This is a genomic window from Pseudokineococcus basanitobsidens (assembly GCF_037482545.1).
GTDB classification, from domain to species: Bacteria; Actinomycetota; Actinomycetes; order Actinomycetales; family Quadrisphaeraceae; genus Pseudokineococcus; species Pseudokineococcus basanitobsidens.
The window spans coordinates 88,544-113,040 of sequence record NZ_JBBIAA010000003.1 but is presented as its reverse complement, the minus strand read 5'-3'; the positions used below and the strand labels follow the sequence as shown (position 1 = coordinate 113,040).

Genomic DNA, 24,497 nt, shown 5'->3' with positions numbered 1-24,497 from the left:
CGGTGACCGGCGGCCGGTCCTGGAGCCGCTCGGGCAGGAGACGGGAGGCCCGTCGCCGTCCGGGCCGGTCAGGCCTCGTCCTCGCGCTCCGCCTCGTCCCAGGCGCGGGTGCGGGCGCGTGCCGTCTCCAGCGCGTGCTGCGCGTCCTCGCGCGTGCCGTAGGGGCCCATCAGCGTGCGGCCGAGGCTCTGGGGCCCGTGCTCCACCTCCCCCGTCGAGACGTTGTAGAACCACGCCGTCCGCTCGGTGTCCGCCACGGCCACCATGGTGCCTGCCGCGCGCGAGGCCCACCAGGTCCGCCCGGTCCCTGCCGGCCGCACGTGCCGCGCGGGCGCCCGCGGTGCTTGACTCCCCCCATGGCCCCGCCCGTCGCCACGACCGCACCCGGCCGGGAGCTGCGCCCGGGGCGCGTCTCGCCCCGTCGCGCCGTCCCGCCCCGGCTGCCGCGCCCCGAGTACGTCGACCGACCGGCCCCGGAGCCCTTCCGCGGGTCGGAGGTCAAGGACGCCGAGACGGTGGAGCGCATGCGGGTCGCGTGCCGCACGGCGGCCCGCGCGCTCGAGGAGGTCGGACGGCACGTCGCACCCGGGGTGACGACCGACGAGCTGGACCGCGTCGGGCACGAGTTCCTGCTCGACCACGGCGCCTACCCGTCGACCCTGGGCTACCGGGGCTTCCCGAAGTCCCTGTGCACCAGCGTCAACGAGGTCATCTGCCACGGGATCCCGGACTCGACGGTGCTGGCCGAGGGCGACATCTGCAACGTCGACATCACCGCGTTCATGGTGCTCGAGGGCGTGGGGGTCCACGGCGACACCAACGCCACCTTCGCCGCGGGCGAGCTGGACGAGGAGTCGACGCTGCTCGTCGAGCGCACCCGCGAGGCCACGCGCCGGGGGATCCGCGCGGCACTGCCGGGCCGGCAGCTCAACGTCGTCGGGCGCGTCATCGAGGCCTACGCCCGGCGCTTCGGCTACGGCGTGGTGCGCGACTTCACCGGGCACGGCATCGGCACGTCCTTCCACTCCGGCCTCGTCGTCCCGCACCACGACGCGGCACCGCTGCACGACGACGTCATCGAGGTGGGCATGACCTTCACCGTGGAACCGATGCTGTGCCTCGTCACCGAGCGGCACGACACGTGGGACGACGGGTGGACGGTGGTGACGAAGGACCGGCGCCGCAGCGCCCAGTTCGAGCACACCGTCCTCGTGACCGAGTCCGGCCCCGAGATCCTCACGCTGCCGTGAGCGACGACGTGCGCACCGGCGGTGACCGCGCCGTCGGCATCGACATCGGCGGCTCCGGGATCAAGGGGGCCCCCGTCGACCTCTCGACCGGGGAGTTCGCCGAGGACCGGGTCCGCGAGCCCACCCCGCAGCCGTCGACGCCGGGCGCCGTCGCCGACGTGGTCGCCGCCATCGCGGCGCGATGGCCGGAGGGCCCGCTCGGCGTCACCTTCCCCGCCGTCATCAAGGACGGCGTCGCGATGACGGCCGCCAACGTCGACAAGAGCTGGATCGGCACCGACGCCGGCGACCTCCTGCGCACCCTGACCGGCCGCGAGGTCCACGTCGTCAACGACGCCGACGCCGCGGGTGTCGCCGAGGCCCGCTACGGGGCGGCGAAGGGCGTGCGGGGCGTCGTGCTCGTCGCGACGCTCGGCACCGGCATCGGCACCGCGCTGCTCCACGACGGCGTCCTGGTGCCGAACACCGAGCTCGGTCACCTGGAGGTCGACGGCCACGACGCCGAGACACGGGCCTCGGACGCGGCCCGCGACCGCGAGGACCTGTCCTGGAAGGACTGGGCCAAGCGGCTGCAGCGGTACTTCTCGACCCTCGAGGCGCTGCTGCAGCCCGACCTGTTCGTCGTGGGCGGCGGCGTGAGCAAGAAGAGCGACAAGTACCTCCCGCTGCTGGACCTGAGAGCACCCGTGGTGCCGGCCCAGCTGCTCAACACGGCCGGCATCGTCGGGGCGGCGGCGCTCGCCGCGGAGGCCGTGACGGCACCCGGACCGACCGGGACCTCCCCGGGCTGACGCCACCCGCCACGCGCTGCTCGGGCGGCGGGGAGCGACGAGCCCCTCGTCAGCCCCGGTGGGACGGGGGTGCAGCGGCAGCGACCACCGGTACCAGCACGACCTCCCGCCGGCGCCGCAGCCACGGCGGCAGCAGCGCGGCGGCGCCGAGGAGTGCGGAGCCGTCGGGGCAGTCGGTCGGCTCCTGCGCCGTCCCCGGGTCGTCGGCGACCGGCTCGTCGGCGACCGGGACGACGTCCACCACCGGCTCGTCCTCGACCACCGGCTCCTCGGCGGCCACCGGCTCGTCCTCCACGACCGGCTCGTCCACGACCGGCTGGTCCTCGACCACCGGCTCGTCCTCGACCACCGGCTCGTCGGACCCGGACGGCTCGTGGACACCGGCGGCGGCGTCCTCGACCTCTGCCGGGTCCGCTGCCGGTGCTCCGGCCGGCTCCTCGTCCCGTGGCGCCTGCTCCTCCGGCGCCTGCTTCTCCGGCTGCTCGACCGGGGGCTGCTCGACCGGGGGCTGCTCGACCGGGGGCTGCTCGACCGGGGGCTGCTCGGCCGGGGGCTGGGACGCCGGGGGCTGGGACGCCGGCGGCTCCGACGTCGGCGGCTGGCTGTCCGGAGGCTCGGGTGACGGGTCCGGGAGCGAGGGCTCGGAGGTGGAGGGGCCGTCCGGCACGCTGGGGGTCGTCGGCTCGCCGCCACCGGGCTGCTCGCCACCGGGCTGCTCACCACCGGGCTGCTCACCACCGGGCTGCTCACCACCGGGCTGCTCACCACCGGGCTGCTCACCACCGGGCTGCTCACCACCGGGCTGCTCACCACCGGGCTGCTCACCACCGGGCTGCTCACCACCGGGCTGCTCACCACCGGGCTGCTCACCACCGGGCTGCTCACCACCGGGCTGCTCACCACCGGGCTGCTCACCACCGGGCTGCTCACCACCGGGCTGCTCACCACCGGGCTGCTCACCACCGGGCTGCTCACCACCGGGCTGCTCACCACCGGGCTGCTCACCACCGGGCTGCTCACCACCGGGCTGCTCACCACCGGGCTGCTCACCACCGGGCTGCTCACCACCGGGCTGCTCACCACCGGGCTGCTCACCACCGGGCTGCTCACCACCGGGCTGCTCACCACCGGGCTGCTCACCACCGGGCTGCTCACCACCGGGCTGCTCACCACCGGGCTGCTCACCACCGGGCTGCTCACCACCGGGCTGCTCACCACCGGGCTGCTCACCACCGGGCTGCTCACCACCGGGCTGCTCACCACCGGGCTGCTCACCACCGGGCTGCTCACCACCGGGCTGCTCACCACCGGGCTGCTCACCACCGGGCTGCTCACCACCGGGCTGCTCACCACCGGGCTGCTCACCACCGGGCTGCTCACCACCGGGCTGCTCACCACCGGGCTGCTCACCACCGGGCTGCTCACCACCGGGCTGCTCACCACCGGGCTGCTCACCACCGGGCTGCTCACCACCGGGCTGCTCACCACCGGGCTGCTCACCACCGGGCTGCTCACCACCGGGCTGCTCACCACCGGGCTGCTCACCACCGGGCTGCTCACCACCGGGCTGCTCACCACCGGGCTGCTCGCCGCCACCGGGCTGCTCACCGGGGGTGGGCTCGTCCGGCTCCTCGACGGCCCCGTCGTCGGGCTGACCGGTCGGCACGTCGACGACCGGAGGCTGGTCCTGGCCGGGCGCCGCCTCGTCGCCGGCGGGGGCGTCGCCCTGCGGCGCGCCGTCCTGCGGGGCGCCGTCCTGGGGGGCGGCACCGTCCGCGGGTCCGACGGCACCGGCGGACGGGGCCGCCTGGGCGAGGTCGCCGACCGACCCCGGAGCCTGGGCGACGCCGGCGCCGGGCCGGCGCGGGGCGGCGAAGCCCTCGGCCTCCCCCGGGTAGGCGTAGAACCGTGCCCGGGCCGCGGCCGCCTGCGCCTCGACGTCGCCGCCGTCCTCGGACCGGTGCGTCGACGACGTCGGTGCGCCCGTCGTCAACGGGTCACCGGCGGCGTCCGGGGTGGGCTGCGGTCGCGGCACGGCCCCCTCGGCGGCCGTCGTCGCCGCGGCGACGACGACCGTGCCACCCGTCGCGGACGCCAGGGCGCTGTGCCCGGCCGCGACGAGCAGGACGACCCCGGTGCCGACGGTCACGGCCTCGGCGGGGTTGCGCAGGAGACGGCGCGTGCTCATGGCTGCCCCCTCCTCGTCCGCGCCCGTCACCGGGCGGCTCCAGGTGAGGTCGAGAGTAGCCGCGCGGATCCGCGCGGGTCCTGCTCTCCGAGGACCCCGACCCGCCGCGGCGGGGACGCGTCACCCGATCGGCCGACCGCCGCCGTGGGCACGCGTCCCCCACCGGTCCGGTCGGACGACGACCGCCGCACGACCCGTCCCGAGGGCGCCTCAGGAGGTCGGCGCCGCCTCCAGGTGGACGGCCTTGAGGGCCGTCAGCTCGCCGAGCAGGTCGGGTCCGAAACCACGCCCCTGACCGCTGCCCCGGCGGGGGTCCGCCGAGCCTCCGGGCGCCCCGCCGAAGACGGCGTTGACCTTGACGGTGCCCACCTCGAGGCGCTCCGCCGCCTCGAGGGCGTGCGCCTGGGACGGGGTGAGGACGGTCGCGGCGAGCCCGTACGCGCCGGCGTCGGCGCGGTCGAGCCCCTCGGCGAAGCTGGCGACCCGCGTGACGGCGGCCACGGGGCCGAAGGTCTCCTCCGTCATCAGGCGCATCGCCGGCGTGCAGCCGTCGAGCACGGTCGCCGGGTAGAAGCAGCCGGCGCGGTCGACGCGCGCTCCCCCGGCGAGCAGGCGGGCGCCCGCGGCCACGGCCTCGCCGACGTGCTCGGCGACGAGGTCCAGCTGCCGCTCGTCGACGAGGGGGCCGAGGGTCGTGCCGGGGTCCGCCGGGTCACCGGTCCGCAGGCCCTCGGCGAGCTCGACGAGCTCGGCGAGGACGGCGTCGGCGACCGCCTCGTGCACGTACACGCGCTCGACGGCCGTGCACAGCTGGCCGGTGTTCGTGAAGGCCCCCAGCGCCACCTGCTGGGCTGCCCAGGCGGGGTCGACGCCCTCGTCCACCACGAGCGCGTCCTTCCCGCCGTTCTCCAGCAGCACGCGTCCGCCGCGGGCGCCCGCGACGGCGGCGATGCGACGTCCCGTGGCGGTGCTGCCGACGTGGGCGACGACGTGCACCCGAGGGTCGGCGACCAGGGCCGCGCCGGTCTCGCCGTCGCCGACGAGGACCGACAGCACGCCGTCGGGGAGCGCGGCGGCGATGCGCCTCCCCAGCTCGAGGCCCGGACGCGCCGACCGCTCGGACGGCTTGTGCACCACCGTGTTCCCGGTGACGAGGGCGGCGGCGAGAAGCCCTGCCGCCGCCGGGTAGGGGTCGTTCCACGGGGTCAGGACGGCCACCACGCCGCGTGGCTCCCTGCGGACGACGTCGACCGCGTCCACCGCACCGCCGAGCGAGCGCCCGGTGTCGAGGACGCCCGTGACGGCGGCCTCCTCGAGCAGCTCGGCGGCCACCTCCGCGGAGGCGCGCGCCTGGCCGAGCAGGCGACCCGTCGTCGCGGTGAGCAGGGCCCCGAGCTCGTCCGCGTCGGCGCGGACGGCGGCGGCCGCGGCGCGCAGCGCGGCCGCGCGCTCCCCCGGCGCGGTGCGCCGCCAGGCGGCCCGTGCGCCGTCGGCCGCGTCCACCGCCGCGGCCACCTCGTCGTCGTCCGCCGGCACGAGCTCACCCGCCGCCCCGCCCGTGGCGGGGTCGACGAGCTGCAGGGTGCGTGCGCCACCCGCGGCCACCGACCGGCCACCGACGAGGTGCTCGGCGAGGCGACGAGCAGGGACGACGGCGGGTCGGGGCCCGCCGGTCGCCGGCACGTCACGGCCGGGGACGAGGGAGGGCTCGGCGGGCTCGGGCGCGGAGGAGGTCACGGGGGACCGTTCTACCGGACGAGGACGACGGGACGCCGGGTGCAGGGGGCACCGGTGGCCCGGCCGCCGGCACGACGTCGGGGCACCGGGTGCCGCCGGCACGGCTGAGGGGTGGTGGCGAGGACGCGCCGAGGCGTCGGGCGCAGGTGGGGCGGCAAGAGCGTGACGGCTGGTCGACGGCGCGGCCTCGAGGACACGACGTCCGAGGCGACGCGGGCCTCGGTGGGCGCCCGCCGCGAGCCGACCGGCGTGGCTCCGAGGCGGTCGCGCTCCATGTCGCGTCGCTCCGCCTCTCCGCGGACATGGTGTCGGACGCCTGCCCGGGTGGCCGCCGCCCCCGTGGTCGGTCGGCGGTCGGCGGTCGACCCGTCGAGCGCCGAGCGGCGCGGGCGGCGCGGCGGGAAGGCCGGCGTGAGGACGGAGCCGGCGCGAGCCACCCGGTCCCGTCCGTCGTCGGGGGGAGGCGGTAGGAAGTGCCCATGCGCGTCCTCGGCGTCAACGCCGTCTTCCACGACCCTGCCGCCGCCCTCGTCGTCGACGGACGTGTCGTCGCCGCCGCCGAGGAGGAGCGCTTCAGCCGGCGCAAGCACGGCAAGCGCCCCGTCCCCTTCTCCGCCTGGGAGCTCCCGGAGATGGCGATGCGCTGGTGCCTGCAGGAGGCGGGGCTGCAGCCCTCGGACCTCGACGCCGTCGCCTACTCCTACGACGCGTCCTGGTGCCGCCCCGCGGACGAGATGGGGCTCTCCGACCCGTGGGACCACCTGCGGACCACGTACGCGGAGAAGGTCCCCGGCTTCCTCGCCACGGCCCTGCCCGGCCTGGACCGCGACAAGGTCGTGCTCGTCCGCCACCACGTCGCCCACGCCGCCTCGGCGGGCCTCGCCGTCGCCGGCGACTCGAGCGTCCTCGTCCTCGACGGGCGCGGCGAGCGCGCCTCCTCCCTCGCGGGCCGGTACGCCGACGGGAAGCTCGACGTCCTCGCGACCACCGACCTGCCCGACTCGGTCGGTCTCGTCTACGAGTCGCTCACCGATCACCTCGGGTTCCTGCGCAGCAGCGACGAGTTCAAGGTGATGGCGCTCGCCTCCTACGGCGAGCCGCGCTTCGCGGACGAGCTGCGCGAGCACCTGCACGCCACCGGGGACGGCCGCTACGTCGCCCGCGAGCCGGACTGGACGCGCTTCGCCCCCCGACGGGTCGACGACGGCACGTGGGGCGGTGCGCACGCCGACCTCGCGGCCTCGGTCCAGCTGCTCGTGGAGGAGCTGCTCGTCGAGCTCGCCACCTGGCTGCACGGCCGGACGGGTGACCGCGTCCTCACGATGGCCGGGGGCATCGCGCTGAACTGCGTCGCGAACAGCCGGGTCTGGCGCGAGTCGCCCTTCGAGGAGGTCTGGGTCCAGCCGGCGTCGGGCGACTCCGGCACCGCGCTGGGCGCGGCGCTGCAGGTGAGCGCGGAGGCCGGCGTCCGCGTCGAGCCGATGCCGGGCGCCGACCTCGGGCGCTCCTGGCCGGACGAGGAGCTCGCGGCCTGGCTGCGTACGGCGCGAGTCCCCTTCACGACCCCGGACGACCTGGCCGGCGAGGTCGCGGACGTGCTGGCCGCCGACGGCGTGGTCGCGTGGTTCGACGGCCGGGCCGAGTTCGGTCCTCGCGCGCTCGGCCGGCGCTCCCTCATGGCGCACCCGGGGAGGGCGGAGAACCTCGAGCGCCTCAACGACGTCAAGGGTCGGGAGCAGTTCCGGCCCGTGGCACCGATGGTGCTCGCCGACCGGGCGGAGGAGATCTTCGCCGACGGGCCCTTCCCGAGCCCCTACATGCTCTTCGTGCACACGGTGCGCGAGGAGTGGCGCGAGCGGATCCCGGCCGTCACGCACGTCGACGGCACCGCACGGATCCAGACGGTCGACGCCGGGCGGACACCGCGCGTCGCGGCCCTGCTCGAGGCCTTCGCCGAGCGCACCGGTCTCCCCGTGGTCGTCAACACGAGCCTCAACACCGCCGGGCGCCCGATGGTCGACGACCCCCGGGACGCCCTCGAGCTCTTCGGCTCCGCGCCCGTGGACGTGCTCGTCATGGGGCCGCACCTCGTCCGCCGCGCGGACGCCTTCGCGACGTGAGCCCGGCCGCCGAGGACCGGGAGGACAACGGCCACGGGGGGGCCGGCGGCCACGGGAGCGCCACGGACGCCCCGCCCCGCTACGACGTCGTCGTCCCGAGCATCGGGCGCCCGAGCCTCCTGGCGCTGCTGCGCAGCCTCGCCGCGCAGGACGGCCCGCCCCCGGCCGAGGTGGTCGTCGTCGACGACCGCGCCGCACCGGACGACGGGCTCGAGCAGGAGCTCCTCGCCGCGCTCGTCGGCGACGACGCCCCGGCGTGGCCGCTGCGCGTCGTCCGCAGCCGCGGACGCGGGCCCGCGGGCGCGCGCAACCTCGGCTGGGCCGTGGCGTCGTCGCCGTGGGTGGCGTTCCTGGACGACGACGTGCTGCTCCCGGGCGGCTGGGCCGACGGGCTCGCGGCCGACCTCGCCGCGTGCGACGAGCGCACCGGCGGCACCCAGGGCCGCCTGTCGGTGCCGCTGCCCGCCGACCGGCGCCCGACGGACTGGGAGCGCGGCACGAGGGGGCTGGAGGACGCCGCCTGGGCGACGGCCGACATGGCCTACCGCCGCAGCGCGCTCGTGGCCGTGGACGGCTTCGACGAGCGCTTCCCCCGCGCGTACCGGGAGGACGCCGACCTGGCCCTGCGGGTGCGCCGGGCGGGGTGGTCCCTCGTGCGCGGCCGCCGGACGACGACCCACCCGGTGCGGCCCACCGACCCGTGGGTGAGCCTGCGGGTCCAGGCGGGCAACCGCGACGACGCGACGATGCGCGCGCTGCACGGCGCGGGCTGGCGCACGCAGGCGCAGGTGCCGAGGGGCCGGCTGCGCTGGCACGCGGCCACGTGCGCCGCGGCCGCCCTCGGAGCCGCCGGCGTCCTGCTGGGCCGGCCCCGCACCGCAGCCCTCGGGGCGGCCGGGTGGGCGGCGCTGACGGCCGACTTCGCGCGACGGCGCATCGCGCCCGGCCCGCGCACGGCCGCGGAGGTGCGGGCCATGGTGCTGACGAGCGTCGCCATCCCCCCGGCGGCGGTCCGGCACCGCGTGGTCGGCGCGTGGCGGACCCGGGCCGGGCTGGCGCCCTGGCGCCCTCCGGTGCGCGCCGTCCTGTTCGACCGCGACGGGACCCTCGTGCACGACGTCCCGTACAACGGCGACCCGGCGCGCGTCGAGCCCGTCGAGGGCGCGCGCGAGGTCGTCGAGGCGCTGCGCGACGCCGGCGTCGCCGTCGGCGTCGTCAGCAACCAGTCGGGGGTGGCGCGAGGGCTGCTCACCCCGGGCCAGGTGGACGCCGTCAACGCGGAGGTCGACCGCCGGGTGGGTCCCCTCGCGACCTGGCAGTGGTGCCCGCACGGCGCCGAGGACGGGTGCCGGTGCCGCAAGCCCGGGCCCGGCCTGGTCGAGCGCGCCGCCGCGTCGCTGGGGGTGGCGGCGGGCGAGTGCGCGGTCGTGGGGGACATCGGCGCCGACGTGGGGGCCGCCCAGGCGGCGGGCGCGCGGTCGGTGCTCGTGCCGACCCCGGTGACCCGGGCGCGCGAGGTCCGGGACGCACCGCTCGTCGCCGACGACCTCGCCCGCGCCGTCGAGCTGCTCGTGCCGGGGCTCGTCGTCCCGAGGCCCTCGTCGTCCGCCCCGCCCACCCCGTCGGCCCGATCTGCCCGGTCGGCCCCGACCGGTACGACAGCGACCGGCACGACGACGACCGGCACGACGGCGACCGGCACGACGACGACCGGCACGACGGCGACCGGCACGACGACGACCGGCACGACGGCGACCGGCACGACGACGACCGGCACGACGGCGACCGGCACGACGACGACCGGCACGACGGCGACCGGCACGACGACGACCGGCACGACGGCGACCGGCACGACGACGACCGGCACGACGGCGACCGGCACGACGACGACCGGCACGACGGCGACCGGCACGACGACGACCGGCACGACGGCGACCGGCACGACGACGACCGGCACGACGGCGACCGGCACGACGACGACCGGCACGACGGCGACCGGCACGACGACGACCGGCACGACGGCGACCGGCACGACGACGACCGGCACGACGGCGACCGGCACGACGACGACCGGCACGACGGCGACCGGCACGACGACGACCGGCACGACGGCGACCGGCACGACGACGACCGGCACGACGGCGACCGGCACGACGACGACCGGCACGACGGCGACCGGCACGACGACGACCGGCACGACGGCGACCGGCACGACGACGACCGGCACGACGGCGACCGGCACGACGACGACCGGCACGACGGCGACCGGCACGACGACGACCGGCACGACGGCGACCGGCACGACGACGACCGGCACGACGGCGACCGGCACGACGACGACCGGCACGACGGCGACCGGCACGACGACGACCGGCACGACGGCGACCGGCACGACGACGACCGGCACGACGGCGACCGGCACGACGACGACCGGCACGACGGCGACCGGCACGACGACGACCGGCACGACGGCGACCGGCACGACGACGACCGGCACGAGCCCGACGCCGTGAGCGCCACCGCCGCCGGGACCCGCGCACCGGGCGGACGCGTCCTCGCGGTCCGGCTCGACAGCGACGGCGACGTCCTGCTCACCGGGCCGGCCGTCCGGGCCCTGGGGACGGGACCCGACGGCGGGGCGTGCGAGGTCGACCTCCTCGTCTCCCCCGCCGGCCGGGCCGCGGGCGGCCTGCTGCCGGGCGTCGCCGAGCTCCGCGTCTTCGACGCCCCCTGGAGCGGCTACGCGCCGGCCGTGCTCGACCCGGCGGCGGTGGAGGAGCTCCTGACGTGGATGCGCGGGCGCCGGCACGACGAGGTGGTCGTCGTCACGTCGTTCCACCAGAGCCCGCTGCCCATGGCGCTGCTCGCGCGGCTGGCCGGAGCCCCCGTCGTGGTCGGCACGAGCGAGGACTACCCCGGGTCCCTGCTCGACGTGCGCCACCGGCGCGACGGCGCCGCCGACGGCAGCGGCGGCGGCCACGAGGTCCTCGCCGCGCTGGACCTCGTCGCCGCCACGGGCCGCACCGTCCCCGAGCGGCCGCGGCTCGCCGTGCGCACCGACGTCGTCGACGCGGCCGAGGAGCAGCTGCTGGTGCTGCCGGGGCTGCGAGAGGTGCTGCAGGATGGCGATTCCCGTGGACTCGTCGTCGTCCACCCCGGGGCGTCCGTGCCGGCCCGGGCCCCGTCGCCGCAGGTGGCGGCGCAGGCCGTGGCGGCCCTGCTGGACGACGGGTGGGACGTCGTCCTCACCGGCTCGCCCGCCGAGCGGGGCCTCGTCGCCGACGTGCAGGGACGGGCCGCCGGGGTCTCCGGACGCAGTGTCGTCAGCAGGGCCGGGAGCAGCGGGCCGGACGGCGCGGCGCGGGCGCGTCTCGTCGACGCCGCCGGCACGACCGACCTCGCCGGCCTCGCGGCTCTGCTGCGGACGGCGTCGGCGGTCGTCGTCGGCAACACCGGGCCCGCGCACCTGGCGGCCGCCGTCGGGACCCCGGTCGTCTCCTTGTTCGCCCCCGTGGTCCCCGCCGAGCGGTGGGCCCCGTGGGGGGTGCCGACGGTGCTCCTCGGGGACCAGGACGCGCCCTGCGCCCTCTCGCGGGCGCGGGAGTGCCCCGTCCTCGGCCACCCGTGCCTGCAGCTGGGCGGCCGCACGGTCGCGGAGGCCGTACGGTCGGTCGTCGGCGTCCGACCAGGAGGCGCCCGGCCCGACGTGCCCCCGGTGGAGCGGTCCCCTGGCCCCCGCGCCGCCGCCGGGAGCCAGGCGGGCACGCCCGTCGCGCCGTCGGTCCGCGCGGGAGGAGAGGTGCACCGGTGAGGGTCCTGCTGTGGCACGTCCACGGCTCGTGGACGACGTCGTTCGTCCAGGGCCCGCACACCTACCTGCTCCCGGTCCTGCCCGACCGCGGGCCGGACGGCCGAGGGCGGGCGCGCACGTGGGACTGGCCCGCTGCCGCGGTCGAGCTCGCGCCGGACGAGATCGCCGCCGCCGCACCGGACGTCGTCGTGATCCAGCGCGCGCACGAGGCCGACCTGCTCGAGCGGTGGACCGGGCTGCGCGCCGGCGTCGACGTCCCCGTCGTGCACCTCGAGCACGACGCCCCCACGGGCCACGCCGCCCGCAGCCGGCAGCGTGCCGCCGACGGCCACGACCTCGTCGTCCACGTCACCGCCTACAACGCGCTCATGTGGGACAACGGGTCGGCACCGACGACCGTCGTCGAGCACGGCGTCGTCGACCCCGGGCCGCTGGCGACGGGCAGGCGTCGCTCGCTCGGGGTCGTCGTCAACGAACCGGTCCGGCGTGAGCGCGTCGCCGGGACGGACGTCGTCCTCGACCTCGCCCGCGAGCTGCCCGTGGAGGTGTACGGGATGGGGATGCCCGCCCTCGGGCGGCTGGCCGACGAGCGCGGCGTGCCCTCCCTGGGGACCGCGTCGGGGTCCCTGCACGAGGACCTCCCGCAGCACCGGATGCACGCCGAGCTGGGGGCGCACCGCGCCTACCTCCACCCCTACCGGTGGACGAGCCTGGGCCTCGCGCTGGTCGAGGCGATGACGGTCGGCATGCCCGTCCTCGCGGTGGCGAGCACCGCCGCGGCCGACGCCGTGCCCGCGGCGGGCGGCGTCGTCTCCGCCGACCCCCGCGTCCTCGCCGCCGCCGGCCGGGTGTGGCTGGACGACCCCGCGGCGGCGCGAGAGGCCGGGGCCGCCGCGCGCGAGCACGCCCTCGCCCGCTTCGGCCTCGCCCGCTTCCTGCGCGACTGGGACGAGGTCCTCGACGCGGTCGTGGTCGGGGACCTGCCACGCGGCGCCCGGCGGGAGGTGGCCGCGTGAGGGTGGCCATGGTGTCCGAGCACGCCAGCCCGCTCGCCGCGCTCGGCGGCGTGGACGCCGGCGGCCAGAACGTCCACGTCGCGCACCTGGCGGCGGCCCTCGCGGCGCGGGGGCACGAGGTCGACGTCTACACGCGGCGCGACGCCGAGGACCTGCCGCGCACCGTGCCCGTGGGCCCGGGCGTCCAGGTCGTGCACGTGGACGCCGGGCCGGCGCTCCCGCTGCCCAAGGACGCGCTCCTGCCGCACATGGAGGTCTTCGGCCGCGAGCTGGCCGCCGCGCTGCTGGAGCGTCCGGCGGACCTGCTCCACGCCCACTTCTGGATGAGCGGCGTCGCCGCCCGCGAGGCGGCGGGCTCCGTGGGGCTCCCCCTCGTCCAGACGTTCCACGCCCTCGGCTCCGTGAAGCGGCGGTGGCAGGGCGAGGAGGACACCAGCCCTCCCTCCCGCGTGGTGGTGGAGACCGAGCTGGCCGCCGCGGTCGACGCCGTGCTCGCGACCTGCTCCGACGAGGTGCGCGAGCTCGCGGCGCTGGGGGCGCCCGCCGAGCGGGTGCACGTCGTCCCGTGCGGCGTCGACCTCGACCTCTTCTCCCCCGACGGCCCGCACGGCGGGCCCCCGCGGCAGCAGGAGCACCGGGTGGTCGCCGTCGGCCGCCTGGTAGAGCGCAAGGGCGTCGAGGACGCGGTCCGCGCGCTCGCCCTCGCGCCCGGTGGTCCCCTCGCCCGGACCGAGCTGCTCGTCGCCGGCGGCCCCCCGCCGGGGCACCTGCGGATCGACGCCGAGGCGCAGCGCCTGAGGGCCGTGGCCGAGGAGGTGGGGGTCGCGGACCGCGTGCACCTGCTCGGCCGGGTCGACCACGCCGACCTGCCCGCCCTGCTGCGCAGCGCGGACGCCGTCGTCGCACCCCCCTGGTACGAGCCCTTCGGCATCGTCCCGCTCGAGGCGATGGCGTGCGGGGTGCCCGTCGTGGGCACCGCCGTGGGCGGGCTGCTCGACACGGTCGAGGACGGCGTGAGCGGGGCCCTCGTCCCGCCGCGCGACCCCGTCGCCCTGGCCGCGGCGCTCGGCCGGCTGCTCGACGACCCCGACCGGCGCTCCGCGTGGGGGCGCGCCGGTCGGCGCCGGGCGCAGGAGGGCTACGGCTGGGGGTCCGTGGCCGCCCGCACCGAGGACGTCTACGCGGGCGTCCTCGCCCGCACGAGGCTGGAGGCCCTGTGACCGACGCGACGACGCCCCACCCCACGTCTGGCCCGACGTCGGGCCCGACGTCTGGTCCGACGCCGGCTCCCGGGGCCGGCGAGGCCGTGCGCGCCCGTCCCGGTCGGGAGCCCGGCGCCGCCGCGGGGCCCCACGAGGAGGTGGGCGCCGGTGGGCCGCCGTGGCTCGACGCCCACGTCGAGGAGCTGCGGGACGCGCTGGAGCGGCTGCGCGCCAGCGCGCCGGTCCTGCACCGCTGGGGCGCCGAGCTCGCCGGGGTGCTCGCGGGCGGCGGTCGCCTGCTCGCCGCGGGCAACGGGGGCAGCGCCGCCGAGGCGCAGCACCTCACCGCCGAGCTCGTCGGCCGCTTCGTCGGCGAGCGCCGCCCGCTGTCGGCCATCGCGCTGCACGCCGACAGCTCGAGCACGACGGCCATCTCGAACGACTACGGCGAGCGCGAGGTCTTCGCCCGCCAGGTGCAGGCGCACGGGCGCCCCGGCGACGTGCTCGTGCTGCTGTCGACGTCCGGCCGCAGCGCCAACGTCCTCGAGGCCGCCTCGCGCGCCCGGGCGGCCGGGCTGCGCGTGTGGGCCCTCACCGGCCCGACGCCCAACCCGCTGGCCGAGCTCGCCGACGAGGTCGTCGCCGTCGACGCCCCCTCGACGTCCGGCGTCCAGGAGGGCCACCTCGTCCTCGTCCACGCCCTGTGCGCCGCGGTCGACGCGGCCCTCGAGGCTGCTCCGGCGAGGACCGGCGGCGCGCTGCCGGAGCCCACGCCCCTCGCGCCTCCCACGACCCCCGGGACCGCCGGCGCGGGCGGCGCCGTCGGCGAGGACGCCGGTGCGCGGGTCGACGCCCCGGGAGCCGCGACGACGACCGAGACCGCCGGGGGTCGGGACCGGCGCCGCCGGCGGGTGGTCGTCGTCGGGGACGTCGTCCTGGACCGCGACCTCGACGGGGTGGTCGAGCGGGTCGCCCCCGACGCGCCGGTCCCGGTGGTGGACCTGCGCTCGCAGACCGAGAGCCCCGGGGGCGCCGGGCTGACCGCCCTGCTCGTCGCCGCGGGCGCGGGGCCGGCCGGGTCCGGGCCGGGCGACGTCGACGTCGTGCTCGTCGCGCCCGTCGGCGACGACGAGGACGGCGCACGGCTGCGCGCGGCGCTCGCCGCCTCCGGCAGCGCGCTGGAGCTGGTGGCGCTGCCCCACACCGGCGCGACGCGGACGAAGACGCGGGTGCGCGCGGCCGGCCAGTCGCTGGTGCGCCTCGACTCGGGCGGGCCCGGGACGCCGGCGGAGCCAGACCTGGACGAGCTGCGCGCCGTCCTCGCCCGCGCCGACGTGGTCCTCGTCTCCGACTACGGGGCCGGGACGACGCACGACCCGGGCGTGCGCGCCCTCCTGGGGGCGGCCGCGTCCTCGGTCCCCGTCGTCTGGGACCCGCACCCCCGTGGCGGCGAGCCGGTGCACGGGTGCGCCCTGGTGACGCCCAACGTGGCGGAGGCCTCCCGCGTGCTCGGCGGCGCCCCGCGCGCCGACGACGCGGCCGGCGCCCTCGCCCGGCGGTGGGCGGCCCGCGGCGTGGTCGTCACGGCCGGCGAGCGCGGGGCGTACCTGGGGCTGCCGGGCAGCGAGCCGACGTACGTCCCTGCGCCGCTCGTCGCGGGCGGAGACCCGTGCGGTGCCGGGGACCGCTTCGCCGCGACGGCGGCGCTGGCCCTGGCCCGGGGTGCCGTGCTGCCCGAGGCCGTCGTCGAGGCCGTCACCGACGCGTCGGCGTGGGTCGCCGGCGGCGGCGCGTCGGGCTGGCGCGCCCGCCGGGCGGTCGCCCCCGCTCCCTCCCCCTCCCCGGCCGACCGCGCCCGCGCCGGTGCGGCCCCGCACGCGCCGCAGGACGTCGCGGCGGTCCTGTCGGGCGTGCGCGCCGCGGGCGGCGTCGTCGTCGCCACCGGGGGCTGCTTCGACGTGCTGCACGCGGGCCACGTCGGGTGCCTGCAGGCGGCGCGCCGGCTCGGCGACGCGCTCGTCGTGCTGGTGAACTCCGACGAGTCCGTCCGCCGGCTCAAGGGCGAGGGCCGCCCCGTGCAGAGCCTCGCGGACCGCGTGCGCGTGCTCCAGGCGCTCGACGCCGTCGACGCCGTCGCCGTCTTCGACGAGGACGACCCGCGGGAGGCCCTGCGCGTGCTGCAGCCGGACGTGTGGGCCAAGGGCGGCGACTACGGCGGCGCAGCCGGGAGCGAGATGCCCGAGGCGGCGCTCGTCCGGGGGTGGGGCGGGCGCGTCGTCCTGCTCCCCTACCTCGACGGGCGCTCCACCACCGAGATCCTCCGCCGCGGGGCTCCCGCGGCGGCCGTCGCAGAGCAGGAGAACTCGTGAGCGAGAGCACCACCGCCCCCCCGACCGACGGCCCCGGCAGCGGGACCGGCCGCACCATCCCCCCCGCCACGGGGCCCGCCGTGGGTCCCCACGGCGGCATGGCCGGCCAGCGCGAGCTCGGCACCGTCTACGTCACCGGTGGCTCCTCGGGCCTCGGGGCGGCCGTGGTCGAGGTGGTCACCGCCCTCGGCGGCACGGCGGCGGTCGTCGACCGCGACGCGCCCGCCTCCGGCGCACCCCACGCGCTCGCCGACGTGGCGGACGCCGCCTCGGTCGAGCGGGCCGTCGCCGAGCTGGTCGAGCGCGTCGGCCCGCCGACCGCCGTCGTCACCGCGGCCGGGACCGACGCCGTCGGGCGGCTGGAGGACGTCCCCGCCGAGCGGTGGGCCCAGGTGGTGGGCGTGAACCTCGTCGGCACGGCGGCGGCGGTGCGGGCGTGCCTGCCGCACCTCAAGGCCTCGCGCGGCGTCGTCGTCACCGTGTCCAGCTCGCTCGGGCTGCGGGCGGCCAGCGACGCGACCGCCTACTGCGCCAGCAAGTTCGGCGTCGTCGGCCTCACCCGGGCGCTGCAGCTGGAGCTCGCCGGCGAGGTCGGCGTGACGATGCTCGTGCCCGCCGGGATGCGCACGAAGTTCTTCGACGGCCGTACCGAGCAGTACAAGCCCGGCCCGGACGCCGACCTGATGGACCCGCGCGTGGTCGCCCACTCCGTCGTCCACGCGCTGCGCCAGCCCGTCGGGACCGAGGTCCGCGAGATGGTCGTCACCGTCTCGACCGAGCCCTCCTGGCCCTGAGCGCGCACGCGCACGCCCCCGGGACGGCCGACGCGGAGCGCCCGGCCGGCGGCGGCCGACGCGCGGTCCTCGTGCTGCGGGCGCTGGGGCTCGGCGACACCCTCACCGGCGTCCCCGCGCTGCGCGCCCTGCGCCGAGCCAGGCCGGACCACGTGCTCGTGCTCGCCGGCCCCCCGGGTCCCGGCGCGCTGCTGCAGGCCCGCGGCGTCGTCGACCGCGTGCTGCCCGTCGAGGGCGTCGGGTCGCTCGACGAGGGGGCGCTCGGGGCCGCGCTGCACGAGCACCCCGACGTCCTGCCGCCCGGGCGGTGCGTGGACCTCGCCGTGAACCTGCACGGCCGCGGCCCGCAGAGCGTCCGGGCCCTGCGCCGCCTCCTCGACGAGCGGGGGGCGCCGGGGTCCCGCCTGCTCGGGCACCGTTGTGCCGCCGCGGGTCTCGACGACGGCCCGGCGTGGGAGGTCGACCTCCACGAGGTCGACCGGTGGCGGCGCCTCGTCGCGGGCGTCGGCGGGAGGAGCGGCGCCGAGGACCTCGTGCTTCCCGCCGTCGAGGGCTCCTGCCGCGCACCGGGACTCGTCCCGGCCGCACCGCCGGAGGCTGTCGTCCTGCACCCGGGGGCGGCCTCCGGTGCCCGCCGCTGGCCGGCCGGGCGCTGGGCCGCGGTCGCCGCGGCGCTGCTCGGCGGGGGCACGGACGTCGTGCTGACCGGCGGCGGGGCCGAGACGGCGCTCACCGCCGACGTCGCCGGGCGGGTCCGGCGGCAGGGGACCGACGCCCCCGAGGCCGGCAGCGGCGCCCTGGTCGACCTCGCCGGCCGCTGCGACCTCGAGCAGCTCGCCGGCGTGGTCGGCTCCGCGCGGGCCCTGGTGTGCGGCGACACGGGCGTCGCCCACCTCGCGACCGCCCTGCGGACGCCCTCGGTGCTGCTCTTCGGCCCCGTGCCGCCCGGCGCCTGGGGACCCGCGGTCGACCACGACCGGCACCGGGTGCTCTGGCCCGCGCCGTCGCCGTCCTACCGCGGCGACCCGCACGCCGACGGGCTCGACCCGGTGCTGGCCCGGACGAGCGCCTCGGACGTCCTCGCGGCGCTGCGGTCCCTGCCCGGTCCCCCGACCTCGTGAGCGCGCCGCACCCGCTGGCGTCCGTCGCCCTCCCCTTCACGCCGCCGCTGCACGTCGACCAGCTGCTGGGCCACCTGGCCGCGACCGCCGTCCCCGGGGTGGAGGGGTGGCGCGACGGCGCCCTGCACCGCGCCCTGGGGCTGCCCCACGGACCCGCCGTCGTCCGCGTCACCCCTCCCGCCGACGGCGCCGCGGTCGTCGTCCTCGACCTGCTCGCCGGCGACCCGGGCGACCTCGACGCCGCCGCCGCCGCGGTGCGCTGGTGGCTCGACCTCGACGCCGACCCCACGGCCGTCGACGCCGTCCTCGGGGGCGACCCGGACCTGGCGCCCCTCGTGCGCGCGGCCCCGGGCCGCCGCGTCCCCCGGTCCGTCTCCGCCGCCGAGCAGGCCGTCCGCGCCGTGCTCGGCCAGCAGGTCAGCACGGCGGCCGCGAGGACGCACACGGCCCGCCTCGTCGCCGCGCACGGCAGCCCGCTCCCCCGCCCCGTGGCCGGCGTGACCCACCTGTTCCCCACGCCGGGGCAGCTGGCGGCGGTCACGGCCGCCGAGCTCGCGCTGCCGCGGACGCGGCAGCGCACCCTGCTCGGGCTGGTGGCGGCGCTGCGCGACGGCCTGCTCGACGTGCCCCCCGGGCGACCCGACGCCCGTGCCCGCACGGAGCACCTCACGGCGCTGCGGGCGTTGCCGGGCGTCGGTCCCTGGACCGCCTCGACCGTCGCCCTGCGGGGCCTCGGCGACGACGACGCCTTCCTCCCCGGCGACCTCGGCGCCCTCGTCGCCGCACGGACGCTCGGGCTGGCCGAGGACGCCCGGGGCCTCGAGCGACGCTCGACCGCGTGGTCGCCCGTCCGCGGCTACGCCCTCCAGCACCTGTGGGGCGTGCTGCCGCACGCGCTCAACGCCCTGCCCGGGGGCTGACGGCCGCCGCCGGCCCGCACCGGGACCGGCGTCACCCGGACGCGCCCCCTCCCGGCGGGCCGCCGGCGGACGTCGGCGCGCGCTCCCCGTCGTGCCACGCCGGCGTCTCCTTCGGGCCGTCGAACCACCGCGCGACGACGACGTCGGTGGAGGAGTGCAGGAGGATCGACAGCACGATCGTGAGCGCGACGAGGTGGAAGATCTCCTCGCCCGCGGGGATGCCGGCGTCCAGCACGAGCAGCCCGTACACGACCGAGGCGAACCCCTTGGGCCCGAACCAGGCCGCGGCCACCTGCTCGCGCACGGTCAGCGGGGTGCCGAGGAAGGACGGGAAGAGCGCCACCGGGCGGGCCACCACGAGCACCGCCAGCGCGAGCACCCAGCCCAGGAAGGGGATCTCGGCGAGGAACTGCGGGGAGATGAGCGCGCCGAAGACGAGCAGCGCGGCGAGCTTCAGCAGCTCGGAGACGAGCTCGCCGAACTCCTCGAAGGCCTCGTGCTGGCGGGGGCCGACGGTCGCCGTCGTGATGCCGGCGGCGAAGGCGGCGAGGAAGAGGTTGCCGTGGGTGGCCTGCCCCAGGCCCAGCACGAGCAGCCCGATCGCGACCGCGGTGAGCGGCTCGTAGGCACGCGAGGCGGCGAGGAAGCGCGTCGCCTCCAGCCTCACCGCCACGAGGGGCACGACGACGCCGATGACGAGACCGACGGCCAGCTCGGTCCCGAGGGTGCCGAGCTCCAGCTCCTGCGACCCGGAGGCGACGGCGAGCAGCACGACGACGAAGGGCAGGGCGATCCCGTCGTTGAGGCCCGACTCCACGTTGAGCAGGTGCCGCAGCCGCTGCGGCACCTTCTCGTTGCCGACGAGGGCCGCCGCGAAGACGGGGTCCGTCGGGGCCAGGACCGCGCCGACCAGCAGCGACTCCGCCCACGGCAGCCCCACGAGCCAGTGGGCGAGCACGGCGGTGACGCCGAGCGTCAGGGGCATGCCGAGCGCCAGCGCGCGCCCGGGCAGGCGCCAGGCGGAGCGCAGGTCCGACCAGCCGGCGCGCATGCCGTCCGTGAAGAGGACGGCGAAGAGCGCCAGCTCGGCCAGCGTGCCGACGACGCCGTCCTCGGGCGTCAGCGGCAGCACGTCGGTGACGCCGCTGCCGAGGACGAAGCCGGCGACGAGGAAGAGCACGGCCGTGGACAGGATGGTGCGGCCCGCCAGGCGCGAGACGAGCACGGCCACGAGCAGGACGGCGGCGAAGGCCACGAGCAGTGCGGTCACGAGGGGCGATGCTCGCGCACGGCGGGCCCGGCGGCGCGCAGAGCCGGCAGCAGAGCCGGCAGGAGACCCGGCAGGAGACCCGGCAGGAGACCCGGCAGGAGACCCGGGCGGAGGGGTCCCGCCCGCCCGGGGGACCATGGCCGGGTGGACGCGGCCCGGCGCGAGGACCTCCTCGCCCGCTACCGGCAGCTGGTGCTGCGGGAGCTGCCCCGCCGCGGGCGGGCGGAGGGCTGGGTCGTCTCCGCGGACCACTGCCTCGGTCGCGTCGTCCTGGACAACGCGCTCGGCGGCGCCTGGCGCCAGGTGCTGCCGCCGGGCCGCGGACCGGCCTTCGCCCGCCTGGACGACGCCGCCCTGGAGCGGGCCGTCGGCCTGGCCGAGCGGATGGGCGTCGAGGGCGCGGACCTCGTCGCCGCGCTGGACGCGCGCAGCCTCGCCTGGCGCGGGAAGCGCGCGAAGCGCACCTGACCCCGTCGACGGAGGCCCCGGCGCGCGCCGCGCCCGGCGGGGTGCGGGCGCTCACCCCACGATGGGCGCATGAGCAGCCCCCGGAGCAGTGACCTCCCCGCGTCGCTGGGCGACGTCGTCGAGCGGCGGCGCCTCGGCGGCGGCGACGTCGGCTGCTCCGAGCGCGTGCGCCTCGCGGACGGACGGCTCCTGTTCGTCAAGCGGTACGAGCGCGAGCACGGCGAGGAGATGGTCGCGGCCGAGGCCGCCGGCCTCCGGTGGCTCGCCGAGGCCCCGGGCGGCCCTCCCGTGCCCGAGGTGGTGGCCGCGCAGGGGCGTGTGCTGGCGCTGGCGTGGGTGGACGTCGAAGGCAGCGGCGCGGCGGACGACCCCGGGCTGGAGCAGCTGGGCCGGGAGCTCGCCGCGCTGCACGACGCGGGCGCGGACGCCTTCGGCACCGTGCCCGAGGGCGCGTCCCCGCACCTGGGCTCGTTGCGTGTGCCGGTCGAGCCCACGTCGTCCTGGCCGGACCTCTGGGCGCACCAGCGGGTCGCGCCGCTGGCCCGCACCGCGCTCGACCGCGGACGCCTCGACCCGCGGGACCTCGCCGCGGTCGAGCGGGTCACCCGTCGCGCCGCCGAGCTCATGGGACCGCCGGAGCCGCCCGCGCGCTGCCACGGCGACCTGTGGTGGGGCAACGTCGTCCGCGACGCCTCCGGCCGGCGCTGGCTCGTGGACCCGTCGGCGCTCGGCGGGCACCGTGAGGCCGACCTCGCCCTGCTCGACCTCTTCGGCGGGGTCCCGGACCGGCTGCTCGGCGCCTACGCGGAGGTGCACCCCCTCGCCGACGGGTGGCGGGAGCGGGTCGGCCTGCACCAGCTCGTCCCGCTGCTCGCGCACGCGGCGATGTTCGGCGGCCCCTACGGCCCGGCCGCCGGCCGGGCCGCCCGCGCCGCCGCGTGAGAGGTCCGGCGCCCACGGGCGCACGGGCCGGCGCCGAAGGGCGGTGCGGGCCGCTGTCCCTCGCTCGCGGGCGCGTCGGGCGGACGGCAGACCGTGGGCGCGAGCACGACGCCGGCGCGCAGGACGGCGTCCGACGGCCGCGTCAGCGCGACCCCTGCGCTGTCCCCGCGCCTCCGGCGACGACGGCCTCCCGGAACCACGCGACGGTGCGTGCCAGCCCGTCGGCCCACTCGACCTCGGGCTTCCACCCGAGCGCCGAGGCCGCCAGCGCCGTGTCCGGTCGCCGGACCTGCGGGTCGTCGACGGGGCGGCCGACGAAGACCAGCGACGACCGGGACCCCGTCGCCGCGACGACGTCCTCGGCGATCTGCCGGACGGTGCGCTCCTCGGGGTTGCCGATGTTGACGGGTCCCGTCAGGTCGGACGAGGCGAGGGCGAGGATCCCGCGGACGAGGTCGTCCACGTAGCAGACGGAGCGGGTCTGGAGCCCGTCGCCGGCCACGGTCAGCGGCTCGCCGGCCAGCGCCTGGCGGACGAAGGTCGGGATGGCTCGCCCGTCGTACGGGCGCATCCGCGGGCCGAAGGTGTTGAAGATCCGCACGATCGCGGTGTCGACCCCGTGCGTCTGCCGGTAGGCGGTCGTCAGGGCCTCGGCGTAGCGCTTGGCCTCGTCGTAGACGCCGCGCGGGCCCACCGGGTTGACGTGGCCCCAGTAGTCCTCCGGCTGCGGGTGCACCTGCGGGTCGCCGTAGACCTCCGAGGTCGAGGCGAGCAGGAACCGGGCGCCCTTGTCCTTCGCCAGGCCCAGGGCGTGCAGGGTGCCGATCGAGCCGACCTTCAGCGTCTCGATCGGGAGCTTCAGGTAGTCCACCGGCGAGGCGGGCGAGGCCAGGTGCAGCACGAGGTCGACGTCGCCGGGCACGTGCACGTAGTCGGTGATGTCGCACCGCACGAGCCGCAGGCCCGGGTGCTCCGCGACGTGCGCCAGGTTCTCCGGCGTGCCGGTGAGGAAGCTGTCGAGGCCGACGACCTCGGTGCCACGTCGGAGCAGCTCCTCGACGAGGTGGCTGCCGAGGAATCCGGCGGCGCCGGTGACGACGGCGCGGCGGGGCGGGTCGGCCCGCCCGGGGGCGGCGGGGCTCGGGGTCTCGTCGCTCACGGGCGGGCCGTGCCTCAGGCCTGGTCGGAGAAGGCGGAGCTGACGCCGCTGGGGCCCTCGTACTCGCGGTCGGGGATCCCCCGCAGCGCCTCGAGCACGTCCTCGGGGGCACCGCTGTCCTGGGCCTTGCTCACGATGGCGTCCTTGCCGGCCGGGTAGTCCAGGCCGGAGAGGTGCTTCTGCAGCTCGATCGGGTTCGGGCGGTTCGCCATGGGTCCTCCTGTGCGTACGGGTCGGGCCGGCGGCACGGTGGAGCACCGGCTCACGGCCCTCGTGCGGTCCCCGGCCCGGGAGCAGGGGGCCGGCCGCCGGACACTCTGCCGTGCCCTCCCGCGGCCCGCGCGGCGACCGGCCGCTAGCGTCCGCCGCCGTGACGCAGCCCCCGCCCGCCACCTCCCCCGCGTCCCCTCCCGGCCCCCATCCCACGTCTCCTCCCGGGACGTCCTCCCCACCCCCTGCGGCGCCCACGGCACCGGCCCCGTCCGGGCGCCGCGGTGCGCGCGTCACGGTCGTCGTGGCCAGCCGCGACCGGCGCGAGGAGCTCCTCGCCAGCCTGCGCCGTCACGAGGGGCCGGTCGTCCTGGTCGACAACGCCAGCTCCGACGGCACGGTCGAGGCCGTCCGCGCCGAGCTCCCGCACGTGGACGTGCTCGCGCTGCCGACCAACCGCGGGGCGGCCGCGCGCACGCTCGGCGTCGAGCGGGCCCGCACCCCGTACGTCGCCTTCGCCGACGACGACTCGTGGTGGGCGCCGGGGGCCCTCGGGCGCGTGGCCGACCTCCTCGACGCCGCACCGCGGCTGGCGCTGGTGAACGCGCGGGTCCTCGTCGGCCCGGACGAGCGTCCCGACGGCATCAGCGGCGTCATGGCCCGCTCGGCGCTCGGGACCGACGACGACCTCCCCGGTCCCTCCCTGCTCGGCTTCGTGGCCTGCGCCGCCGCCGTCCGCCGCGACGCCTTCCTCGCCGCCGGAGGCTTCGACGACGTCGTCGTCTTCCCCGGGGAGGAGGAGCGTCTCGCCTGGGACCTGGCGGCCGCGGGGCGCGGGCTCGCCTACGTCGACGACCTCGTCGTGCACCACCACCCCTCCCCGCACCGGGACGCCCCGTCCGTGCGGGCGGCGGGGATCGCGCGCTCGGCCCTGCTGACCGCCGTGATGCGCCGGCCGTGGCGCGTCGTCGCCCGCACCGCGCTACGGACGGCGCGGACGCACCCCGCCGCGCTGCGCGCGGCCGTGACGTCCCTGCCCGCCGCGCTGCGGGCCCGGCGCCCGAACCCGCCGGCGGTCGAGGCGGGGCTGCGGGCGCTCGCCGCCGCGGGCTGAGCACCGGTCGCCGCT

Annotated in this window: 20 protein-coding genes; 14 read left to right on the top strand and 6 right to left on the bottom strand. The window is 78.2% G+C overall.

Annotated features, from left to right (window positions below; genetic code table 11):
• Positions 1–68 precede the first annotated feature (68 nt).
• The gene (locus tag WDZ17_RS04810) at positions 69–257 is read right to left on the bottom strand and encodes an SPOR domain-containing protein (protein ID WP_339573997.1); all 189 of its coding nucleotides are present in this window, start codon (positions 255–257) and stop codon (positions 69–71) included.
• Positions 258–356: 99 nt separating this feature from the next.
• Here WDZ17_RS04810 and map point away from each other — a divergent pair, with 99 nt between their 5' ends.
• Both map and ppgK read left to right on the top strand, forming a co-directional pair.
• Positions 357–1,250 (top strand): type I methionyl aminopeptidase, encoded by an 894-nt coding sequence (gene map, locus WDZ17_RS04805; RefSeq protein ID WP_339573996.1) that lies wholly within the window; start codon positions 357–359, stop codon positions 1,248–1,250.
• Positions 1,247–2,041 (top strand): polyphosphate--glucose phosphotransferase, encoded by a 795-nt coding sequence (gene ppgK / locus WDZ17_RS04800; protein ID WP_339573995.1) that lies wholly within the window; start codon positions 1,247–1,249, stop codon positions 2,039–2,041. The genes map and ppgK overlap by 4 nt, the downstream gene beginning before the upstream one ends.
• Positions 2,042–2,090: 49 nt before the next feature.
• Here the strand turns inward: ppgK and WDZ17_RS04795 are convergent, their stop codons facing one another.
• Together WDZ17_RS04795 and WDZ17_RS04790 are read right to left on the bottom strand one after the other, a co-directional pair.
• Positions 2,091–4,229: a hypothetical protein gene (locus WDZ17_RS04795; protein ID WP_339573994.1), complete on the bottom strand. Its 2,139-nt coding sequence runs from the start codon at positions 4,227–4,229 to the stop codon at positions 2,091–2,093.
• Between the two features lie 210 nt (positions 4,230–4,439).
• Positions 4,440–5,912 (bottom strand): aldehyde dehydrogenase family protein, encoded by a 1,473-nt coding sequence (locus WDZ17_RS04790; protein ID WP_422631833.1) that lies wholly within the window; start codon positions 5,910–5,912, stop codon positions 4,440–4,442.
• A 533-nt stretch (positions 5,913–6,445) separates the two neighbouring features.
• On the opposite strand from WDZ17_RS04790, the gene WDZ17_RS04785 reads away from it, so the two are divergent.
• From WDZ17_RS04785 to WDZ17_RS04745, 9 genes are all read left to right on the top strand, one after another.
• A complete protein-coding gene (locus WDZ17_RS04785) occupies positions 6,446–8,086 on the top strand; it encodes a carbamoyltransferase family protein (protein ID WP_339573992.1) in 1,641 nt (546 codons plus the stop codon).
• Positions 8,083–10,599: an HAD-IIIA family hydrolase gene (locus WDZ17_RS04780; RefSeq protein WP_339573991.1), complete on the top strand. Its 2,517-nt coding sequence runs from the start codon at positions 8,083–8,085 to the stop codon at positions 10,597–10,599. The genes WDZ17_RS04785 and WDZ17_RS04780 overlap by 4 nt, the downstream gene beginning before the upstream one ends.
• Positions 10,596–11,897, top strand: a complete 1,302-nt coding sequence (locus tag WDZ17_RS04775) for a glycosyltransferase family 9 protein (RefSeq protein WP_339573990.1) — start codon at positions 10,596–10,598, stop codon at positions 11,895–11,897. The genes WDZ17_RS04780 and WDZ17_RS04775 overlap by 4 nt, the downstream gene beginning before the upstream one ends.
• Positions 11,894–12,913 (top strand): glycosyltransferase, encoded by a 1,020-nt coding sequence (locus WDZ17_RS04770; RefSeq protein WP_339573989.1) that lies wholly within the window; start codon positions 11,894–11,896, stop codon positions 12,911–12,913. The genes WDZ17_RS04775 and WDZ17_RS04770 overlap by 4 nt, the downstream gene beginning before the upstream one ends.
• Positions 12,910–14,133, top strand: a complete 1,224-nt coding sequence (locus WDZ17_RS04765; RefSeq protein WP_339573988.1) for a glycosyltransferase — start codon at positions 12,910–12,912, stop codon at positions 14,131–14,133. The genes WDZ17_RS04770 and WDZ17_RS04765 overlap by 4 nt, the downstream gene beginning before the upstream one ends.
• An 86-nt stretch (positions 14,134–14,219) precedes the next feature.
• Complete coding sequence (locus tag WDZ17_RS04760) at positions 14,220–16,484, top strand: PfkB family carbohydrate kinase (RefSeq protein ID WP_339573987.1); 2,265 nt, start codon at positions 14,220–14,222, stop codon at positions 16,482–16,484.
• Positions 16,485–16,582: 98 nt separating this feature from the next.
• Positions 16,583–17,278, top strand: coding sequence for an SDR family oxidoreductase (locus WDZ17_RS04755; RefSeq protein WP_422631832.1), 696 nt, complete (start codon positions 16,583–16,585; stop codon positions 17,276–17,278).
• 71 nt (positions 17,279–17,349) lie between these two features.
• Positions 17,350–18,399 carry a glycosyltransferase family 9 protein gene (locus WDZ17_RS04750; protein WP_339573985.1) on the top strand — a complete coding sequence of 350 codons (1,050 nt, stop codon included), beginning with the start codon at positions 17,350–17,352 and terminating at the stop codon, positions 18,397–18,399.
• Entirely contained in the window at positions 18,396–19,319 is a 924-nt protein-coding gene (locus WDZ17_RS04745) for a DNA-3-methyladenine glycosylase family protein (protein WP_339573984.1), read from the top strand. The genes WDZ17_RS04750 and WDZ17_RS04745 overlap by 4 nt, the downstream gene beginning before the upstream one ends.
• Before the next feature lie 31 nt (positions 19,320–19,350).
• Here WDZ17_RS04745 and WDZ17_RS04740 read toward each other — a convergent pair whose 3' ends face one another.
• Positions 19,351–20,589, bottom strand: a complete 1,239-nt coding sequence (locus WDZ17_RS04740) for a cation:proton antiporter (RefSeq protein ID WP_339573983.1) — start codon at positions 20,587–20,589, stop codon at positions 19,351–19,353.
• A gap of 144 nt (positions 20,590–20,733) precedes the next feature.
• On the opposite strand from WDZ17_RS04740, the gene WDZ17_RS04735 reads away from it, so the two are divergent.
• Both WDZ17_RS04735 and WDZ17_RS04730 read left to right on the top strand, forming a co-directional pair.
• The gene (locus WDZ17_RS04735; protein WP_339573982.1) at positions 20,734–21,057 is read left to right on the top strand and encodes a hypothetical protein; all 324 of its coding nucleotides are present in this window, start codon (positions 20,734–20,736) and stop codon (positions 21,055–21,057) included.
• A gap of 69 nt (positions 21,058–21,126) precedes the next feature.
• On the top strand, positions 21,127–21,999 hold the full coding sequence (locus tag WDZ17_RS04730; RefSeq protein ID WP_339573981.1) for a fructosamine kinase family protein: 873 nt from the start codon (positions 21,127–21,129) through the stop codon (positions 21,997–21,999).
• 142 nt (positions 22,000–22,141) lie between these two features.
• Here WDZ17_RS04730 and WDZ17_RS04725 read toward each other — a convergent pair whose 3' ends face one another.
• The gene (locus tag WDZ17_RS04725; protein WP_339573980.1) at positions 22,142–23,158 is read right to left on the bottom strand and encodes a UDP-glucuronic acid decarboxylase family protein; all 1,017 of its coding nucleotides are present in this window, start codon (positions 23,156–23,158) and stop codon (positions 22,142–22,144) included.
• A 14-nt stretch (positions 23,159–23,172) separates the two neighbouring features.
• A complete protein-coding gene (locus tag WDZ17_RS04720; RefSeq protein ID WP_339573979.1) occupies positions 23,173–23,370 on the bottom strand; it encodes a DUF2795 domain-containing protein in 198 nt (65 codons plus the stop codon).
• A gap of 302 nt (positions 23,371–23,672) precedes the next feature.
• Here WDZ17_RS04720 and WDZ17_RS04715 point away from each other — a divergent pair, with 302 nt between their 5' ends.
• On the top strand, positions 23,673–24,482 hold the full coding sequence (locus WDZ17_RS04715) for a glycosyltransferase family 2 protein (protein WP_339573978.1): 810 nt from the start codon (positions 23,673–23,675) through the stop codon (positions 24,480–24,482).
• The last annotated feature ends 15 nt before the right edge of the window (positions 24,483–24,497 follow it).

What these genes read in the sequence shown, in the direction of transcription:
- WDZ17_RS04730 (WP_339573981.1), top strand. Translation starts at nt 21,127, where the DNA reads ATGAGCAGCCCCCGGAGCAGTGACCTCCCCGCGTCGCTGGGCGACGTC.
- WDZ17_RS04795 (WP_339573994.1), bottom strand. Translation starts at nt 4,229, where the DNA reads ATGAGCACGCGCCGTCTCCTGCGCAACCCCGCCGAGGCCGTGACCGTC.
- WDZ17_RS04720 (WP_339573979.1), bottom strand. Translation starts at nt 23,370, where the DNA reads ATGGCGAACCGCCCGAACCCGATCGAGCTGCAGAAGCACCTCTCCGGC.
- WDZ17_RS04785 (WP_339573992.1), top strand. Translation starts at nt 6,446, where the DNA reads ATGCGCGTCCTCGGCGTCAACGCCGTCTTCCACGACCCTGCCGCCGCC.
- WDZ17_RS04755 (WP_422631832.1), top strand. Translation starts at nt 16,583, where the DNA reads ATGGCCGGCCAGCGCGAGCTCGGCACCGTCTACGTCACCGGTGGCTCC.
- map (WP_339573996.1), top strand. Translation starts at nt 357, where the DNA reads ATGGCCCCGCCCGTCGCCACGACCGCACCCGGCCGGGAGCTGCGCCCG.